Genomic DNA, 17,303 nt, shown 5'->3' with positions numbered 1-17,303 from the left:
GGGCGGGGGCGCCGCGTCCCCCGCCGCGCCGCTGGCCGGCGCCGCGCCCGCGGCGCGCTTCGGAAACTCCGCCCGTGGCGGAGCCCGCCGCCGCGCCCTCGATTGCACCCGGTGGCCCGAACCGCTACATCCCTCGGACCCCGCGACTCTTGCCACCGAGGAATCCCGCCATGGCCACGCCGCAATACGTCTTCCACATGGACGGGCTGACGAAAGCCTATCCGGGCGGCAAGAAGGTGTTCGAGAACATCCGCCTCTCCTTCCTGCCCGGCGTCAAGATCGGCGTCGTCGGCGTCAACGGCTCGGGCAAGTCCTCGCTGCTCCGGATCATGTCGGGCCAGGACAAGGACTTCCAGGGCGAGGCCTGGGCGGCGAAGGGCGTCCATGTCGGCTATCTGCCGCAGGAGCCCGAACTCGACCCCGCGCTCGACGTGCGCGGCAACGTGATGGAGGGCGTCGCCGCCAAGCGCGGCCTGATCGAGCGCTACAACGAGGTCGCGATGAAGGTCGCCGAGGATTACTCGGACGAGCTCATGGAGGAGATGACCGCCCTTCAGGACCAGATCGACGCGCAGAACCTCTGGGATCTCGACTCCCAGGTCGACATCGCGATGGAGGCGCTGCGCTGCCCGCCGGACGACGCGCAGGTCGACTCGCTCTCGGGCGGCGAGAAGCGCCGGGTCGCGCTCTGCAAGCTCCTGCTCGAGAACCCCGACGTACTGCTGCTCGACGAGCCGACGAACCACCTCGACGCCGAGACCATCGCCTGGCTGCAGAAGCACCTGATCGAGTACAAGGGCACGATCCTGATCGTCACCCACGACCGCTACTTCCTCGACGACATCACCGGCTGGATCCTCGAGCTCGACCGGGGCCGCGGCATCCCCTACGAGGGCAACTATTCCGCCTGGCTCGAGCAGAAGGCCAAGCGCCTCGAGCAGGAGGCGCGCGAGGACAAGGCGCGGCAGAAGACGCTCGCCCGCGAGCTCGAATGGATCCGCCAGGGCGCCAAGGCGCGCCAGGCGAAGCAGAAAGCCCGCGTCAACGCCTATAACGACCTCGCCTCGAAATCCGAGCGCGAGAAGATCACCACCGCGCAGATCGTGATCCCGAACGGCCCCCGGCTCGGGCAGAACGTGATCTCGGTCGAGGGGATCGAGAAGCACTACGGCGACCGCGAACTCATCTCGGACCTCACCTTCAAGCTCCCCCCGGGCGGCATCGTCGGCGTGATCGGCCCTAACGGCGCCGGCAAGACCACGCTCTTCCGGATGCTGACCGGTCAGGAGCAGCCCGACGCCGGCGCGATCGAATACGGCGAGAGCGTGCAGCTCTCCTACGTCGACCAGTCGCGCGACGCGCTCGACCCCGCGAAGACCGTCTGGGAGGAGATCTCCGACGGGCTCGACGTGGTGAAGCTCGGCGACGCCGAGATGAACTCCCGCGCCTATTGCTCGGCCTTCAACTTCAAGGGCTCCGACCAGCAGAAGAAGGTCGGCATGCTCTCGGGCGGCGAGCGCAACCGCGTCCACCTCGCGAAGCTGCTGCGCGCCGGCGGCAACGTGCTGCTGCTCGACGAGCCGACCAACGACCTCGACGTGGAGACCTTGCGCGCGCTCGAGGACGCGCTGGTGGATTTCGCCGGCTGCGCCGTGGTGATCTCGCACGACCGGTTCTTTCTGGACCGCATCTGCACCCACATGCTCGCCTTCGAGGGCGACGCGCATGTCGAGTGGTTCGAGGGGAATTTCGAGGATTACGAGGCGGACAAGATCCGGCGGCTGGGGCCGGACGCGGTGGAGCCGAAGCGGATCAAGTACAAGAAGTTCGCGCGGTAAATCGATGGCACATGACAACAGCGCCCATAACGACCAGCTGCCATCGGAAGATGACACCGATCTCAGTCTTGCGGAGGGGGTTGATGACGAGACAGAATCCGAACCTCTTTCGAAAAAAAGATACCAGATAGACAGCTATGGGGCAGATTATACGGTAGATACGTTAGTAAAACGGATGAATCAGGGCGCATTTATTGTTCCACCGTTTCAAAGAAAGTTTGTCTGGTCCAGGACGCATGCATCCCGCTTTATAGAGTCACTGCTGCTCGGACTGCCCGTGCCTGGGATATTCCTTTACAAGAGGACAGAGGATAGCAAGCATCTAGTGATCGACGGCCAACAGCGGCTAAAGAGCCTGCAAGCCTACTACAATGGACTTTTTGGGGAATCTAAGTTCAGGCTAACGGGAGTTCGTGAGCCGTGGAATGGCTTAGCTTACGATGAACTCGATGCAGATGATCAGCTTCGACTCGACGACTCGATTATTCATACAATAATATTTAGCCAGAAAAGTCCTAAGGATGATGTTGATAGCATCCATTTTGTATTTGAGAGGGTTAACTCTGGAGGTATTAGACTATCACCTCAAGAGATAAGGAACTGCATCACCTCCGGGAAATTCACGGACCTGACCGTGGCGTTGAACAAAGATCCCTCTTGGCGCCACATATATGGACCGGAAAGCGGCCGAGCAAAAGATCAAGAACTCATAATCCGCGTTCTGGCTCTTTCTGAAGATGGTGACAAATACGAGCGCCCGATGGCCACTTTTCTAACAAAGTTTTCCGAAAAGATGAACAAATCTTCGGACAAAGATCTCGACCGTCTTGCAAAAATATTTAAGCGTACAGTGCAACTTTCTTGGGATGCCTTGGGCCAATCCGCCTTCCGTCCGGTTCGAACGCTCAATGCCGCTGTGCTGGATGGGTTCATGGCAGCGCTTGCTCGCCATCTTGCAGCGGGCGAAGACCTAAGTGTTGATCAAGTCCGAAGTGCTTACAACTCTCTTATGAAAGACGCAAGGTTCCGAGAAGGGTGGGAGAGAGCAACTTCTGACGAGGAAAGCGTCCAAAAGAGATTAGAAGTAGCTTCGCAGGCGATCGATGCTTCATAGATGCTACAGATAGATAATCGTTACCAAGAACTCAACAAATTCGTGCGAGAAGTTTGTACTGGAAGACCAGATGATGAGCAGAAGGCAACCCTTCGTAAATTCGCAGCTGTTCTGATTTGCGGGTTTGTAGAGAGGTCGGTGGAAATTGTTGTTTTAGAACGGCTTCGCAACCGTGCGCAGCCACAAGTTCTAGCCTTTATAAAATCTCATTTCAAGCGTGGTACAAACTACGACTGTGCTGCAATTGGATCGCTCCTCGAACGCTTCGATGGTGAATGGAAGGCGCGTTTCGAGCGCGCGATACAGTCGAATGAGGCGGCAAGCGAGTCGCTCAAGTCGATCTACAGTGTCAGAAACTCTGTGGCCCACGGAGGAACAATGGGCATCGGTAGCTCCACTCTGCAACAGAGATTCTTTGATGCAAAAATCGTTGTGGACGCTCTTATCGATGCGACGCGTTAGCAAGAGTAGGGTGAGCAATCTGCCCACCGCTTCCGACACTCCATGCCAGGGTGGGCGGATTGCCCACCCTACTCTCCGAAATCGCCCTCCGGGATCTCGCCGGCCCAATCCTCCGGCACCAGGCCGCGCCGGACGTCGCGGTGGAACGACGACCGCGGCCAGTCGGCGACGCGGCGGACAGGGCCGTGCTTCACGGGGTTGATCCAGCAATATTCGACATGCCGCCGCCAATCCTCGCCGTCGCGGCTCGGGTGTTCCCGGTAACGCCGCTGCCACGGGCCGCGCCCGCGACCGCTGGTCCGCCAGCACGGCGGTGAAGGAGCAGATGGCTCCGGGAACGGCGGCGCGGCGATAAGGCAACATGGCGCGCGGCGTCGGCGGCGTTGATGAATCTCCCCCCAGACTCCGAAGCCCCAGTGGCGCCGCGCCCCGATCCACCTGCCCCCTTATTCGAAGAAGCTGCCGGTATCCCAGTATTCGAGAACGCGGCCGACGTCCCAGGCGTCGGCGGAGGTGTTCCAGAAGATGCGGTAGTGGCGGCCGCCGACGAAGTCGTAATTCATCGTCTTGGTCTCGGACTTGATCGAGAAGTTGAAGATGGCCGAGTAGCAGCCGCGGCAGCTGACGATCACCGATTTCCCGGCGCCGATCCGGAAATCCGCCCAGCCGCCGCCGGGCGCGCGGACCGAATAGACCAGTTCGCGGTCGGAGGAATTGTCGAGCAGGACCTGGTCCGGGCTCATCGGCCAACTGGCGTCCCGCGCCAGGGCGCCGCCCGCCAGCGAGGCGAGCAGCAGCGCCGCGCCAACCGTTTTCCGCGCAAATCCGGCCATGTCAGACTCCCCCTCTTAACCCTCGGGTCAAGGCGGCGCGGGGCCTGAAAACGCCAGCCGTCACCGCCGCCCGGACCTTCACGATAACAGCGAAGGATCGCCCGATCCACCCACCGGGGGCGCGGCGTCACGCCCCGGCCACCCCGCGCACGAAGGATTCGATCCCCGAAGCGGGCTGCGCGCCCGCCTGGCGCCCCGCCTCCCTCCCGCCCCGGAAGGCGATCAGGAGCGGGATGCCCCGGATGCCGAAGCGGGCCGAGACCGCCGGATGCGCCTCGGTATCGAGCTTGGCGAAGCGCGCGCTCGCGCGGAGCGTGGCGGCGGCCTTCGCGAATTCCGGCGCCATCATCCGGCAGGGCCCGCACCAGGAGGCCCAGAAATCGACGACGAGCGGCAGGTCGTCGTTGCGCGTGGCCTTGTCGAGGATCGCGGGATCGATCGCCCGCGCCTTGCCGTCGAGAAGCGGCGTGCCGCAGGTTCCGCATTTCGGACCGGCGCCGAGCCGCGCGTCGGGCACCCGGTTCACCTGTCCGCATTCGAGGCACGTCAGTTTCGTCATCGCCCGCCCTCCGCCTGTTCCGCCCTCAGATAGGCGGCCCGCGGCGCGGCCGGAAGCCTCCCGGCGGCCAAAATCGTCCCTCGCCTAACCGACGATCCGGAGCGCCAGCCAGGGGGCGAGGTTGAACACCATGATCGCGATCTTGTAGCGGCCGAGATAATCGACGTAGAGCCGCGGCCAGTCCGAGGGCGGTACGCCCATGAGGCGGGACTGGAACGCGGCGAGGCGGTCGCCGCCGAGGATCACGCAGGCGGCCGCGAAGGCGTAGACGGCGAGGTTGATCACCGTCATCCATCCGAAAACGGCGGTCACCTGCGCGAGCGTCATGCTCCGTCCCGCTCCCCGTCCCGCGCGCTCAGGCCTTTCTCAGCGCCTCCGGCCTGTGCGCGGCCTTCTCGCCCGATCTTTCGCTTCGGACAATGTAGCGGGGATCCTCCTCCGAAGCCACGACGTCATGGCCCTTGATCCGGGTCCGGCTGGTCTGCTTCTTCTCGACCGTGCCCCGGGTCTCGCCCTGGCTCGTGTTCCAGGCGACCCTTTCGCCGACCTTCGGCTCCTTCGTCATTCCCGATCCCGCCGGCTCTCCTTCTCGAGTTCCGGCTGCCGGTTCGCGGCGTGGTCGTGGCGCTGCTCGGTCTCGACATGCTTGCTGTCGAGCCCGCGCGCGTCGCTGTGCTGTTTCTTGTCGCGGTTCGAGAGCACCATGTTCTCCGGCAGGTCGGCGGGAATGTCGCTCATCGCGCCCGTGCCGTCTCCCTTGCCCTGCACACCTTCGCCGTGCTGCTTGCGGCTCGCATTCGCCATGGCTCTTCTCCTTGCTCTCGGTGCGGAGCGACGCGTCGCGTCCCCGCGCGCCGCTCTCCTCTCAGGATCGAACCGCCGACACCGCCCCCGGTTCCCTCCGGTCTGGCCGCTCGCGCCGCGCGCCGCCCTGGCGTATGCTGCGCCCCGTGAGCGACGGGAGGCCCTTGATGACGGATGAACCGGACTGCCGCCTGTTCCGGCCGGGGGCGGAGAGCTACCACGGCAAGCAGGGGTTCGACTATGCCTCGGGCATCACCGCCGAGAGCGCGGGGGCGACGGGGATCTGCATGCATCTGCTGACGATCCCGCCCGGCGGCCGGGCGAAGGCGCATCTGCACGCGCGCCACGAGACGGCGATCTACATGCTCTCGGGCGTGTCGGAGATGTATTACGGGCCGCGGCTGGAGCGGCACATGATCGTGAAGGCGGGAGAAATGCTCTACATCCCCGCCGGGATGCCGCATCTGCCGATGAACCGGGGACCGGAGCCCGCGGTCGCGGTCATCGCCCGGACCGATCCGAACGAGCAGGAAAGCGTCGTGCTGCTGCCGGAACTCGAGGCGCTGGCACCGGAATGAGGCGCCGCGCGCCCGGGGTGCCACCCCACCGGGCGCGCGGGGTCCCGGGGCCCCTCAGATCGCTGCCCAGTCGCTGAATCGCCACCCGTCCGGCTTCGCCGGCGCGGGGGCGCCCTTGGACGGAGGCTCCGCCTCCTTGTTCGTCTCACCCGTCTTCGCGCGTTCCATCGCGGTCACTCCACATCCACCCCTCGGGCCGCCCCGTCCTTTCCCGGCGGCGGCGAGATCATGCTACGCCCGACTCACCCTTCCGGCTCAGAGGGGCAATGGTCGTACTACCCAGGAACTAGGCGGACTGTGGCGGCGGAGCAACGCACACGCCGGTCACCTTGACGAGACGAGGGCGCGAGCGACTGGCCGCGGCGGCGCCCCTCCGGAACCCGGCGGGCCGATCCGCGTTCTGAAAGCACGAAGCAACACAAGGACTTGGCAGGCCCGGACGCGCAGGTCCGGGCCCATGGGGAGATCATCGCATGAAAGGCGTCCTGGCCTGGCTGATCGGCATTCCGATCCCGATCATCATCATCCTCTACCTGCTGCACGTCTTCTGAGACCGGCCGCTCAGGCCGCCGCGCGCGCCGCGACGACGGCGGCCTTCGGCAGGCGGACCAGCATGATCGCCGGGTTCTCCACCCGCTCCGCCGCGACCGTCTCGGCGAGCCCGCCGAGCGATGTCCGCCAGATCCGCGCCTCCGCCGTTCCCGCCCCGCTCACGATCTCGACCGCGCTCCCCTCCGGCGCGCCGGCGCCGATCAGCGCGTCGCGGATCGCCCCCGCGGCGCCGACGCTCATGTAGAGCGCGAGCGTGGTGCCGGGCCGGGCGAGCCCGCCCCAGTCGGGCGCGGGATCGCCGGGGCGGACCACGCCCGTCGTCAGCACGAGGCTGTCGTAGAGCCCGCGCTCGGTCAGAAAGCCGCCGAGTTCCGCCGCCGCCGCCGAGGCCGCCGTGACGCCGGGCACGATCTCCCAGGCGATCCCCGCCGCCTCGCAGGCCGCGCCTTCCTCCGCGCCCCGGGCAAAGACGCCGGGATCGCCGCATTTGAGCCGGACCACGCGCTTGCCGGCGCGGGCGGCGGCGGTGATCACCCCGTTGATCCGGTCCTGCGGCCAGGAATGCGCGCCCGGCGCCTTGCCGACATAGACGCGCTCCGCGTCGCGGCGGGCGAGTTCGAGCAGGTCGGGATCGACCAGCCGGTCGTAGAAGATCACATCCGCCTCCTGCAGCCGCTGGACGCCGCGCAGCGTGATGAGATCGCGCGAGCCCGGCCCCGCGCCGACGAGGCTGACGAAACCGCCGGTCTCGCCCGCGCCGCCCCGGGCAATCGCGGATTTCAGGAGCCGCGCCGCCTCGTCCTCGGCGCCCCGCGCATGTGCGCGCCGCGGCCCGCCCTGGAAGGCCCAGGCCCAGAAGGCGCGGCGTTTCGCCGGTGCGACCCGCGCCGCCACCTCGTCGCGGAGCCGCCCGGCAAGGGCCACGAGATCGCCGAGCCGGGGCTCGAGCATGGTCTCGACCGCGGTCTTGACCTGCCGCGCCAGCACCGGCGCCGCGCCCTCGGTGCCGATCGCGACCACGAGCGGGTCGCGGTCGACGATCGAGGGCGTGAAGGCGTCGCAAAGCTCGGGCGCGTCGACGACGTTCGTCACCACGCCGGCTTCGCGGCAGACCCCCGCGAGGCGCGCGTCCTCCTCCGGCGCGCCGGTCGCGACGAAGGCGAGCGCCGCTCCCGCGAAGAGATCGGGCGTCGGCTTCGTCACATGGGTGGCGCGGCCGCGCGCGACGAGCGCCGCGAGTTCGGGCTCGAGCGCCGGCGCGCAGAGCACGATCTCGGCCTCGGTCTTGAGCATCAGCCGCGCCTTCCGCGCCGCCTCCTCGCCGCCGCCGAGGATCACCACCCGGCGGCCGGCCATCTTCAGGAACATCGGGAAGGTCTTCATCACGGATCTCCTTCGGGTAGGCGGTCTATTCCGCCGCGACGCGCGGCGCATGGGTGGCGAGCAGCGACTTCAGTTCGGGGCGGCAGGAGCCGCAGTTCGAGCCGGCCCGGAGCAGCGCGCCGATCGTCTCGACGCTCGTCGCCTCGCCCCGTGCGATGGAGGCGGTGATCGTGTTCACGCCGACGTCGAAACAGGCGCAGACGATGGCACCCCGGTCCTCCTGCGCCGCGCCGGGACGGCCGGCGAGCAGGCGCGGCGGATCCTCGGTCCCGAAGGCGGAGACGATGTGCGCGCGCGCGACCTCGACAGGCTCCCGCGCGGCGAAGAGCGCGGCGATCACCCCGCCCTCCCCGACCAGCGCGACGCGGGCCGTCCCCCGGGCGCGGTCTTCCGAGATCACCACCTCGGCCTCGGGCGCGGCGAAGAGCGCGCGGGCGAAGGCGGCCCAGTCGTCCGGCGCCGCCGCGTCCGCGAGTTCGGCCCGCCAGCCGAACGGCGTCGGCGCGAGCGCCCAGTAGTCGGTCGCAGCCTCCGGCCGGGCCCGTGACACGGCGAAACCGTACCAGGCGGCGGCGTGGCGGCGGAGCGCGACGCGGCCCATCTTCGAGGCGGGCTGGCCGGAATGCGGATCGACCACCGCCGGAACCAGCGCGTCGACCCGCGCGCGGGCGGCGAATTCGCCCGACCAGTGCATGGGTACGAAGACATCGCCCGGAAGCACCCGGTCGGTGACGAGCGCGCGCAGGAGGGCGGTGCCGTGCGGGCTCGTCACCTCGACGAGATCGGCGGCACCGATCCCGAGCGCCCCGGCATCCTCCGGATTGATCTCGGCGAAGGGTTCGGAGATGTGCTGGCCGAGCCGGGAGGAGCGCCCGGTCCGGGTCATCGTGTGCCACTGGTCGCGCACGCGGCCGGTGTTGAGCGTGAAGGGGAAACGCGGCGCGCGCGCCTCCGGGGCGGCCTGGGCGACCGCGATCATCCGGCCCTTGCGGTCGGGGGTGAAGAACCCGCCCCCGGCGAAGAACCGGGCCGGTCCGCCCACCGGCCATTGCGCGGGCGGCATCGCGTCGTAATCGGCCTCGACGAGCGCGGAGATGTCGAAATCACGCCCCTCGGCCGCGGCGAGCGCGGAGAGCGCGGCGTATTCGCGGAAGATCTCGGCCGGGCTCTCGTAGGCGAAGGCCTCGGCATGGCCGAGCCTGCGGCCCACCTCGGCGAGCGCCCACCAGTCGGGCCTCGCCTCTCCCGGCGCGGGCAGGAAAGGCCGCTGGCGCGAGACGCGGCGCTCGGAATTGGTGACGGTGCCCGATTTCTCGCCCCAGCCGAGCGCGGGCAGCAGCACATGGGCGCGCCGCGCGGTATCGGTGGTCGCGAACATGTCGGAGACGATGACGAGCGGCACGCGGCCCATCGCCTCCGCGACCGCGTCGGCCTCCGGCAGCGAGACGACGGGGTTGGTGCCGATGATCCAGAGCACCTCGATCTCGCCCCGGCCGCAGGCGCGGAAGAGATCGACGGCCTTCAGCCCCGGCGTCGCAGCGAGCCGCGGCGCGTTCCAGAACTGGCCGACGAGGAAGCGGTGCGTCGGGTTCTCCAGATCGAGATGCGCGGCGAGCATGTTCGAGAGCCCGCCGACCTCGCGCCCGCCCATCGCGTTCGGCTGGCCGGTGACGGAGAACGGCCCCATGCCCGGACGGCCGATCCGGCCGGTCGCGAGGTGGCAGTTGATGATCGCATTGACCTTGTCGGTGCCGGCGGCGGACTGGTTCACGCCCTGGCTGTAGACGGTCACCACGCGCTCGGTGCCGATCCAGAGGTCGAGGAAGGCCGCGAGGTCCTCCGCCGCGAGCCCGGTCACGGCCGCGTCGGTCGCGCGGGCGGCGTCGAGCGCGGCGTCGAACCCCGCGACATGCGCGGCGAGGTAATCGGCGTCGACCGCGCCGCGCCGGGCGATCTCCGCGAGCAGCGCGTTGAAGAGCGCCACGTCGGTATCGGCGCGGAGCGGAAGGTGAAGGTCCGCGAGATCGGTCGTGGCCGTGCGGCGCGGATCGACCGTGACGACGCGGAGCGCGGGCCGCGCGGCCTTGGCGGCGGCGAGGCGCTGGTAGAGCACCGGGTGGCACCAGGCGAGGTTCGAGCCGACGAGGACGACGAGATCGGCCTCCTCGAGGTCCTCGTAGGTGCCGGGCACGGTGTCGCTCCCGAAGGCGCGGCGGTGCCCCGCGACCGAGGAGGCCATGCAGAGCCGCGAATTCGTGTCGATGTTCGCCGCGCCGATGAAGCCTTTCATCAGCTTGTTCGCGACGTAGTAATCCTCGGTCAGCATCTGGCCCGAGCCGTAGATCGCGACGCTTTCCGGCCCCCGCGTCTCGATCGCCGCCCCGATGCGCGTGGCGATCAGGTCGAGCGCCGTGTCCCAGCCCGCCTCCGCCCCGTCGATCCGGGGCGCGAGCAGCCGCCCGTCGAGCCCGACGGTCTGGCCGAGCGCGGAGCCCTTGGAGCAGAGCCGGCCGAAATTGGCCGGATGCTCCGGATCGCCTGCGATCGCGACGCCGCCCGCGCCGTCGGGCGTGGCGAGCACGCCGCAGCCGACACCGCAATAGGGGCAGGTCGTGCGGATGGGGGCGCCGCTCATCGGCCTCAGCTCCGGAGCGCCGCGGGATCGAGCAGGACGCGGCCCTCCGCGACGCGCACCTGATGGGTCCGGACCCGCCCCTCCTCGGGGTTCGCCGCCGCGCCGGTCTCGAGCGAGATCACAAGGCTGTGCAGCGGGCAGGTGACGTTGTGCCCGTGCACGATCCCGTCCGAGAGCGGCCCGCCCTTGTGCGGGCAGCGGTCGTCGAGGGCGAAGACGGTGTCGTCCGCGGCGCGGAACACGGCGAGGCAGCCGCGCGGGGTCTTCACCACCCGGCCGCCGCGGGCGGGAATGTCGGTCAGGGCGCCGATGTCGAGCCAGTCGTCGGTCATCGCGTTCATGGCTATGGTCTCTCCGTTTGTCCCTCGCGCGGGATGGCGTAGGGCGGACATCTGTCCGCCCCCCCCGCCTCACTCCGCCGCCTTGAGCCTCAGATCCGCCAGCGGCTCGAATTCGCGCCGCTTCTCGCCCTCGACACGTTCCGCCCAGGGATCCTTCTGGTAGATCGACTGGCTGTGGTCGAACCGCGCGACCAGCGCCATGCGGCTCTGCAGGTCGTCCACCACGAGGCTCTTCACCCAGTCGAGCCCGACCTTCTCGATCCAGCGGTAGGGCCGATCGAGATATTTCGCGTTCTCGCGGTAGAGCTGGACGAAGGCGACCGTGACATCCATCGCCTCCTCCTCGGTCCGCGCGGTATGGATGACCTCGGTCTGCTTCAGGTCGAGACCCGCCGCGCCGCCGACGCCGATGTTGAACCCGGCGTCGGTGCAGACGATGCCCACGTCCTTGCAGGTCGCCTCGGCGCAGTTCCGCGGGCAGCCGGAGACCGCCATCTTCACCTTGTGCGGCGTCCAGGAGCCCCAGAGCCGCTTTTCGAGCCGGATGCCGAGCCCGGTCGAATCCTGCGTGCCGAAGCGGCAGAAATCGGTGCCGACGCAGGTCTTCACCGTGCGGAGCCCCTTGGTATAGGCGTGGCCCGAGACCATGCCGGCGGCGTTGAGATCCGCCCACATCTCGGGCAGGTCCTCCTTCTTCACGCCGAGCAGGTCGATGCGCTGGCCGCCGGTGACCTTCACCATCGGCACGTCGAACTTGTCGGCCGCGTCGGCGATGGCGCGCAGTTCCGCCGCCGTGGTGACGCCGCCCCACATCCGGGGCATGACCGAGAAGGTGCCGTCCTTCTGGATGTTGGCATGCGCGCGCTCGTTGATGAAGCGCGACTGCGCGTCGTCCACGTAGTCGTCGGGCCAGTCCGCGAGCAGGTAGAAGTTCAGCGCCGGCCGGCAGACGTGGCAGCCGCAGGAGGTCTTCCAGCCGAGTTCCTGCCAGACGGCGGGCATCGACTTCAGCTCGCCCGCCTTGATCAGCCGGCGCACGTCCTCATGGGTGAAGTCGGTGCACTTGCAGACCGGCTTCGCGGTCGGAAGCTGGAAGCCGTCGCCGAGCGTGGAGGCCAGCACCTGCTCGACGAGGCCGGTGCACTGGCCGCAGGAGGAACTCGCCTTGGTGGCCGAGCGCACCTCCTCGAGCGTGGAGAGGCCGCTTCCGGTGATGGCCTGGACGATCTTGCCCTTGCAGACGCCGTTGCAACCGCAGATCTCCGCCTCATCCGGCAAGGCTGCAACGGCCGCCATAGGGTCCAGCGCGGCCCCCCCGGCGTAGGCGGGACCGAAGATCAGCGTGTCGCGCTCGGCGGCGATGTCCTCCTTCGCCTTGATCTTCGAGAGGAACCACGAACCGTCGGCGGTATCGCCGTACATGACCGCGCCGATGATCGTGTTGTCCTTCAGGACCAGCCGCTTGTAGACGCCGCGGGCCGCGTCGCGGAACACGATCTCCTCGCGGTCGGGGCCTTCCGAGAAATCGCCGGCGGAGAAGAGGTCGCAGCCGGTGACCTTGAGCTTGGTCGAGAGCTCGACCGGCAGGAAGACCGCCTCGTCCGCGAGCAGCGTCCGGGCCACCACCTTCGCCTGATCGTAGAGCGGCGCGACCAGCCCGTAGAGCATGCCCCGGTGCTCGACGCATTCGCCGATCGCGAGGATATCCGGATCGGAGGTGCGCATCGCGTCGTCCACGGTGATGCCGCGCTCGATCTCGATCCCGGCGTCGCGGGCGAGCCGGGTCTCGGGGCGGATGCCGACCGCCATCACGACGATGTCGGCCTCGTAGACGGTCCCGTCCTCGAGCAGCACGCCCTCGACGCGGTTCTGGCCGAGGATCGCCTTGGTCTGCGCCTTGCAATGCACGCGGATGCCGCGGCGCTCCAGATCCTTCGCCAGCAGATAGCCGGCGGAGGGGTCGAGCTGGCGCTCCATCAGATGGCCCATCACGTGCAGGACCGTGACCTCCATGCCGCGCAGCCGGAGTCCGGCCGCGGCCTCGAGGCCGAGGAGGCCGCCGCCGATCACCACCGCCTTCGCCTCCGGCAGTTCCGCGGCGCCGAGCATCCTGCCCACGTCGTCGATGTCGCGGAAGGCGATCACCCCGTCGAGATCCTTGCCCGGCAGCGGCAGGATGAACGGATAGGAACCGGTCGCGATCAGGAGCTTGTCATAGGGCGTCTCGCCGCCCTTCGAGACGACGACCTTGCGCTCGCGGTCGATCTTCGTCACCGCCTCGCCGAAGCGGGTCGTGACCCGGTTCTCCGCGTACCAGGCATCGTCATGGGTGACGATCTCCTCGTAGCTCTTCTCGCCCGAGAGCACGGGGGAGAGCATCAGGCGGTTGTAGTTGCCCCTCGGCTCGCCATTGAACAGCGTCACCTCGTAGGCGCCGGGATCGGTCTCGAACAGGTGCTCCAGCGCGCGGCCCGAGGCCATGCCGGCACCGATGACGACGAGTTTCTCCGTCATGTCAGTTTCCCTCGGATGTCAGAAGAACCAGGCGACGACGCGCGCCACCTCGCCCTGCGGATGGATCGGAAGCGCGACCATGCCCTCGTAGCGGACACCGGCCGGCGCGGTGGCGGGATTGGCCTCGACGACCGGCGCGGCGGTGGCGAGCGCGCGGCCGACCGGACCCTGCCAGGGCTCGATCCGCCGCTCGCGCGTCCAGAGCGCGCCCTCGGTGTCGCAGAGCCCGTCAACGAGCGTCGCGACCGCCTTCTGGCCGCCGCGCCCGGCGGTGACGTCCCAGATCTCGAACCGGCGCGCCACAGGCGAGCGGGCGGCGGAGAGGAGCGTCACCGCCCAGGCGTCCTTCCCGGGCGTGAATACCGGGATGCCGAGGCCGGTGGTAAGCCCGGCCTTCGCCGCGCTCTCCGCGCGCAGGAAGCCGCGCGCGGCGCTCAGGTCACGCATCAGCATCGGCGCGCGCGCGCCCCAGACCCCGCCCGGCAGGCCCTTGCCGCGGGCGAAGGTGGTCCGCTCCGAAACCTCGCGGAAGGTGTCGTCCGCGCCGTAATAGCCACCCTCGAGCCGCATCACCGCGTCCGGGGCATCCCCGGCGTGCCAGAGTTCGAGCGCCCCGGCATGGCCGGGATCGGCGCCGCAGAAGAGCACCAGCACGCCCTTGAGCGCGCCGTCCGAGAAGACCGGCAGCGCCGCCGCCGCGCCGAGCCCGGCCGAGCGCGCCGCCTCGGCGCGGAAGAAGCGCGGGTCGGAGAGATCGGTCAGCACGAAGGGGCGCGCCTCGGCCCAGGCCCGGCCCGGCAGCCCCTCGCCCCGGGCGAAGCCATGCTCGCCGCTGACGCCGCCGAAGCTCTCGTGCGGGCCATAGGCGCCCTCGGCCCGGACCAGATATTCGCCGGCCGGATCCGGGATCCAGACCTCCGCCGCCTGGAGGAACGCCCCCGTGACGCGGGCATCGAGCGGGGCCATCACGCCACCTCCTTCTTCGAATGGGCGCCATGCTCGTATTCCTCGAGGAAGCCGAGCACCGAGGCGCGGTAGCGGTAGTAGTCGGGATGCTCGACCAGCGCCTTGCGGGTGCGGGGCCGGGCGAGGTCGACCTCGACGATCCGCCCGATCGTCGCCTCCGGCCCGTTCGTCATCATCACGACGCGGTCGGAGAGCAGGATCGCCTCGTCGACGTCGTGGGTGACGCAGATCGCGGTGACGCGGGTCTGGCTCCAGACCTCCATCAGCACTTCCTGGAGTTCCCAGCGGGTCAGGCTGTCGAGCATCCCGAAGGGCTCGTCGAGCAGCAGGAGCTTCGGCGAGAGCGCGAAGGCGCGGGCGATGCCGACGCGCTGGCGCATCCCGTTCGACATGTCCGAGGCGAGCCGGTTCATCGCATCGCCGAGGCCGACCTTCTCGAGATAGTATTCCACCACCTCCTGCCGCTCGGCGCGGCTCGCCTTCGGATAGACCCGGTCGGCGCCGATCGCGACATTCTCCCGCGCGGTCAGCCAGGGCATCAGGTTCGGGCTCTGGAACACCACCGCGCGCTCGGGATCGGCGCCCTGGACGTGGGTGCCGTCGAGGATGATCGCGCCGGAGGAGATCGCGTTGAGCCCGGCGGCCATCGTCAGCACGGTCGACTTGCCGCAGCCCGAATGGCCGATGACCGAGACGAACTCGCCCTTCTTCATCGTGAGGTTGTAGTCCTTCACGACGGTGAGCGGCCCTTTCGGCGTCGCATAGGTCTTGTAGAGCTGGGAGAACTGGAGATAGCGCTCGTCCGCCACGCCCTTCGCCGCCTGGGCATAGGCCGCGGGGAGCGCGTGCCGGGGGGTGACGACGGGAAGCTGGCGGACCGCGGGCGCCTTCGCGGCGATGCCCACGTCCATCAGATACTGCGTGATCTCGGCCCGCATCGCCTTGAACACCGGGTTGTCATTCAGCGCCATCCGGTCGCGCGGCCGGGGCAGCGTCACCGTCACGTCCGGGCCGAGCGTGCCGTCGGGGTTCAGCACCAGCACGCGGTCGGCGAGGATCAGCGCCTCGTCCACGTCGTTGGTGATCATCACGACCGTGCGCCGCTCCGCCTCCCAGATCCGCTCGATCTCGTCGGCGAGATTGGCCCGCGTCAGCGCGTCGAGCGCCGAGAGCGGCTCGTCCATCAGCAGCATCTCCGGCTCCATCGCGAGCGCGCGGGCGACCGAGACGCGCTGGCGCATGCCGCCCGAAAGCTCGGATGGCTTGCGGTCGCGGGCGTGGGCGAGGCCCACCATCGCGATGTAGCGGTCGACGAGGGCGCGGCGCTCGGCCTTCGGCCTGCCCTTGTGCACCGCGTCGACGGCGAGGCCGATGTTGTCGGCGACCGAGAGCCAGGGCATCAGCGCGTAGGACTGGAACACGAGCGCGCGCTCGGGGGCGGGTTCGGTCACGGGCGCGCCCTTGAAGCGCACCTCGCCGGCGTCGGGGGCCGTGAGGCCGGCGACGAGGTTCATGAGCGTGGTCTTGCCGGTTCCCGAGAAGCCGAGGATCGCGACGAACTGGCCCTTTTCGACCGAGAGGGAGATGTCCCTGAGGACCGGGGTTCCCCCGTGGCCCTTGGAAACGCCGCGGAATTCGAGGATCGCCATCGCGCTCACCGCCGGGTCGAGGTGGAGACCGCCGACTGGATCGCGAACATGATCCGGTCGAGCAGGAAGCCGATGATGCCGATCGTCAGCACCGCGACCATGATCCGCGCCAGGCTGTTCGAACTGCCGTTCTGGAACTCGTCCCAGACGAACTTGCCGAGACCGGGGTTCTGCGCGAGCATTTCCGCGGCGATCAGCACCATCCAGCCAACGCCGAGCGAGAGCCTGAGCCCGGTGAAGATGAGCGGCAGCGCCGAGGGCAGCACGAGCTTGGTGATCTTGGTCCAGGTCGAGAGACGGAGCACGCGGCTGACGTTCAGCAGATCCTTGTCGATCGAGGCGACGCCGACCCCGGTGTTGATGAGCGTCGGCCAGAGCGAGCAGAGCGTCACCGTGATCGCGGAGACGAGGAAGCTCTTCGGCAGCCCGCCGCTCGTCGTGTGGTAGAGCGCGGAGACCACCATCGTGACGATCGGCAGCCAGGCGAGCGGCGAGACCGGCTTGAAGATCTGGATGAGCGGCGTCAGCCCGAGGTTCACCGTGGGCGAGAGGCCGCAGAGGATGCCGACCGGCACCGCGAAGAGCGTGGCGATCGCGAAGCCGAAGAGCACGGTCCGGATCGAGGTCCAGATCTGCGCGTAGAAGGTCGGCGCGCCGGTATAGGCGTGGGTCTTGACCGGCTTGCCCGCCGCCGCGAGCTCCGCGTTGCGCGCGGCCTCGCGGGCGTGGAACTCGGCGCGCTTCTGCTGGTCGATCAGGTAGTCGCCGTGCAGCGCGACCGCCTGCTCCCAGACCGCCCCCGGCCCCGGCAGCGCGCCGAGCGAGGTCTGCACCCGGGGCGCGAGCTGGCCCCAGGCGAGAAGGAAGAGCGCGATCGCGATCAGCGGGATGCCGAGCAGGCGGGCGAAGCTCCTGAGGTTGCCGGCCGGATCGTCGCCGGCGAGCGCCTTCACGAGCGGGGCGAGGAAGCCGAGGCCGAGCGTCTCCAGCACGCCGGCGATCCTGGCCGCCCGCGCCACGCGCCGGGCGCGGCGGTGATCGGCTTCGGTGGTGTCGAGAACGAGGGTCATGTCAG

At 68.7% G+C, this 17,303-nt stretch carries 17 protein-coding genes; 4 read left to right on the top strand and 13 right to left on the bottom strand.

Translation table 11 applies throughout. The features are described 5' to 3' along the window. The first annotated feature begins 170 nt into the window (after positions 1-170). The 3 genes from ettA to FJM51_RS00895 are packed head-to-tail and all read left to right on the top strand — an operon-like array spanning position 171 to position 3,414. Entirely contained in the window at positions 171-1,838 is a 1,668-nt protein-coding gene (ettA, locus tag FJM51_RS00905) for an energy-dependent translational throttle protein EttA (RefSeq protein WP_140452219.1), read from the top strand. Between the two features lie 4 nt (positions 1,839-1,842). Then, the gene (locus FJM51_RS00900) at positions 1,843-2,952 is read left to right on the top strand and encodes a DUF262 domain-containing protein (RefSeq protein ID WP_181164403.1); all 1,110 of its coding nucleotides are present in this window, start codon (positions 1,843-1,845) and stop codon (positions 2,950-2,952) included. Next, on the top strand, positions 2,953-3,414 hold the full coding sequence (locus FJM51_RS00895) for a HEPN domain-containing protein (protein WP_140452217.1): 462 nt from the start codon (positions 2,953-2,955) through the stop codon (positions 3,412-3,414). Positions 3,415-3,482: 68 nt separating this feature from the next. On the opposite strand, the gene FJM51_RS24655 is transcribed toward FJM51_RS00895, so the two are convergent. The 6 genes from FJM51_RS24655 to FJM51_RS00865 form a co-directional block, all read right to left on the bottom strand. Beyond that, the gene (locus FJM51_RS24655; RefSeq protein WP_267901340.1) at positions 3,483-3,608 is read right to left on the bottom strand and encodes a hypothetical protein; all 126 of its coding nucleotides are present in this window, start codon (positions 3,606-3,608) and stop codon (positions 3,483-3,485) included. Positions 3,609-3,860: 252 nt separating this feature from the next. After that, complete coding sequence (locus FJM51_RS00885; protein ID WP_140452216.1) at positions 3,861-4,247, bottom strand: hypothetical protein; 387 nt, start codon at positions 4,245-4,247, stop codon at positions 3,861-3,863. Positions 4,248-4,374: 127 nt separating this feature from the next. Beyond that, positions 4,375-4,806 carry a thioredoxin TrxC gene (gene trxC, locus FJM51_RS00880; protein ID WP_140452215.1) on the bottom strand — a complete coding sequence of 144 codons (432 nt, stop codon included), beginning with the start codon at positions 4,804-4,806 and terminating at the stop codon, positions 4,375-4,377. 84 nt (positions 4,807-4,890) lie between these two features. Beyond that, a complete protein-coding gene (locus tag FJM51_RS00875) occupies positions 4,891-5,133 on the bottom strand; it encodes a DUF6868 family protein (RefSeq protein WP_140452214.1) in 243 nt (80 codons plus the stop codon). Positions 5,134-5,161: 28 nt separating this feature from the next. Then, complete coding sequence (locus tag FJM51_RS00870; protein ID WP_140452213.1) at positions 5,162-5,371, bottom strand: hypervirulence associated TUDOR domain-containing protein; 210 nt, start codon at positions 5,369-5,371, stop codon at positions 5,162-5,164. Beyond that, positions 5,368-5,610: a hypothetical protein gene (locus FJM51_RS00865; protein WP_140452212.1), complete on the bottom strand. Its 243-nt coding sequence runs from the start codon at positions 5,608-5,610 to the stop codon at positions 5,368-5,370. Before FJM51_RS00865 ends, FJM51_RS00870 begins: the two co-directional genes overlap by 4 nt. A 167-nt stretch (positions 5,611-5,777) precedes the next feature. On the opposite strand from FJM51_RS00865, the gene FJM51_RS00860 reads away from it, so the two are divergent. Beyond that, positions 5,778-6,188: a cupin domain-containing protein gene (locus FJM51_RS00860; RefSeq protein ID WP_140452211.1), complete on the top strand. Its 411-nt coding sequence runs from the start codon at positions 5,778-5,780 to the stop codon at positions 6,186-6,188. Positions 6,189-6,749: 561 nt separating this feature from the next. Here FJM51_RS00860 and cysG read toward each other — a convergent pair. The 7 genes from cysG to FJM51_RS00825 all read right to left on the bottom strand — a co-directional run bounded on the left by cysG (position 6,750) and on the right by FJM51_RS00825 (position 17,298). After that, the gene (gene cysG / locus FJM51_RS00855) at positions 6,750-8,123 is read right to left on the bottom strand and encodes a siroheme synthase CysG (RefSeq protein WP_140452210.1); all 1,374 of its coding nucleotides are present in this window, start codon (positions 8,121-8,123) and stop codon (positions 6,750-6,752) included. Positions 8,124-8,148: 25 nt separating this feature from the next. Beyond that, on the bottom strand, positions 8,149-10,758 hold the full coding sequence (locus FJM51_RS00850) for a nitrate reductase (RefSeq protein WP_140452209.1): 2,610 nt from the start codon (positions 10,756-10,758) through the stop codon (positions 8,149-8,151). A gap of 5 nt (positions 10,759-10,763) precedes the next feature. After that, the gene (gene nirD, locus FJM51_RS00845; RefSeq protein WP_140452516.1) at positions 10,764-11,090 is read right to left on the bottom strand and encodes a nitrite reductase small subunit NirD; all 327 of its coding nucleotides are present in this window, start codon (positions 11,088-11,090) and stop codon (positions 10,764-10,766) included. A gap of 78 nt (positions 11,091-11,168) precedes the next feature. Beyond that, positions 11,169-13,613, bottom strand: a complete 2,445-nt coding sequence (gene nirB, locus FJM51_RS00840; protein ID WP_140452208.1) for a nitrite reductase large subunit NirB — start codon at positions 13,611-13,613, stop codon at positions 11,169-11,171. 18 nt (positions 13,614-13,631) lie between these two features. Then, positions 13,632-14,579, bottom strand: a complete 948-nt coding sequence (locus tag FJM51_RS00835) for a GAF domain-containing protein (RefSeq protein WP_233712919.1) — start codon at positions 14,577-14,579, stop codon at positions 13,632-13,634. Next, the gene (locus FJM51_RS00830) at positions 14,579-16,228 is read right to left on the bottom strand and encodes an ABC transporter ATP-binding protein (RefSeq protein ID WP_140452206.1); all 1,650 of its coding nucleotides are present in this window, start codon (positions 16,226-16,228) and stop codon (positions 14,579-14,581) included. Before FJM51_RS00830 ends, FJM51_RS00835 begins: the two co-directional genes overlap by 1 nt. A 5-nt stretch (positions 16,229-16,233) precedes the next feature. Next, positions 16,234-17,298 carry an ABC transporter permease gene (locus FJM51_RS00825; protein ID WP_140452205.1) on the bottom strand — a complete coding sequence of 355 codons (1,065 nt, stop codon included), beginning with the start codon at positions 17,296-17,298 and terminating at the stop codon, positions 16,234-16,236. Positions 17,299-17,303 lie beyond the last annotated feature (5 nt).

Origin of the sequence: Amaricoccus solimangrovi (genome assembly GCF_006385685.1) — a bacterium.
In the GTDB taxonomy this organism is placed as follows: Bacteria; Pseudomonadota; Alphaproteobacteria; order Rhodobacterales; family Rhodobacteraceae; genus Amaricoccus; species Amaricoccus solimangrovi.
Note: the sequence above shows the minus strand (reverse complement) of the source record. Positions and strands in the feature narration are given on the sequence as shown.

Excerpts from the sequence above, each read along its gene's own strand:
- ettA (WP_140452219.1), top strand. The coding sequence starts at position 171 with ATGGCCACGCCGCAATACGTCTTCCACATGGACGGGCTGACGAAAGCC.
- nirB (WP_140452208.1), bottom strand. The coding sequence starts at position 13,613 with ATGACGGAGAAACTCGTCGTCATCGGTGCCGGCATGGCCTCGGGCCGC.
- nirD (WP_140452516.1), bottom strand. The coding sequence starts at position 11,090 with ATGACCGACGACTGGCTCGACATCGGCGCCCTGACCGACATTCCCGCC.
- FJM51_RS00830 (WP_140452206.1), bottom strand. The coding sequence starts at position 16,228 with ATGGCGATCCTCGAATTCCGCGGCGTTTCCAAGGGCCACGGGGGAACC.
- cysG (WP_140452210.1), bottom strand. The coding sequence starts at position 8,123 with ATGAAGACCTTCCCGATGTTCCTGAAGATGGCCGGCCGCCGGGTGGTG.
- FJM51_RS00895 (WP_140452217.1), top strand. The coding sequence starts at position 2,953 with ATGCTACAGATAGATAATCGTTACCAAGAACTCAACAAATTCGTGCGA.
- FJM51_RS00885 (WP_140452216.1), bottom strand. The coding sequence starts at position 4,247 with ATGGCCGGATTTGCGCGGAAAACGGTTGGCGCGGCGCTGCTGCTCGCC.
- FJM51_RS00870 (WP_140452213.1), bottom strand. The coding sequence starts at position 5,371 with ATGACGAAGGAGCCGAAGGTCGGCGAAAGGGTCGCCTGGAACACGAGC.
- FJM51_RS00860 (WP_140452211.1), top strand. The coding sequence starts at position 5,778 with ATGACGGATGAACCGGACTGCCGCCTGTTCCGGCCGGGGGCGGAGAGC.
- FJM51_RS00835 (WP_233712919.1), bottom strand. The coding sequence starts at position 14,579 with ATGGCCCCGCTCGATGCCCGCGTCACGGGGGCGTTCCTCCAGGCGGCG.
- FJM51_RS00875 (WP_140452214.1), bottom strand. The coding sequence starts at position 5,133 with ATGACGCTCGCGCAGGTGACCGCCGTTTTCGGATGGATGACGGTGATC.
- FJM51_RS00850 (WP_140452209.1), bottom strand. The coding sequence starts at position 10,758 with ATGAGCGGCGCCCCCATCCGCACGACCTGCCCCTATTGCGGTGTCGGC.
- trxC (WP_140452215.1), bottom strand. The coding sequence starts at position 4,806 with ATGACGAAACTGACGTGCCTCGAATGCGGACAGGTGAACCGGGTGCCC.
- FJM51_RS00865 (WP_140452212.1), bottom strand. The coding sequence starts at position 5,610 with ATGGCGAATGCGAGCCGCAAGCAGCACGGCGAAGGTGTGCAGGGCAAG.
- FJM51_RS00825 (WP_140452205.1), bottom strand. The coding sequence starts at position 17,298 with ATGACCCTCGTTCTCGACACCACCGAAGCCGATCACCGCCGCGCCCGG.
- FJM51_RS00900 (WP_181164403.1), top strand. The coding sequence starts at position 1,843 with ATGGCACATGACAACAGCGCCCATAACGACCAGCTGCCATCGGAAGAT.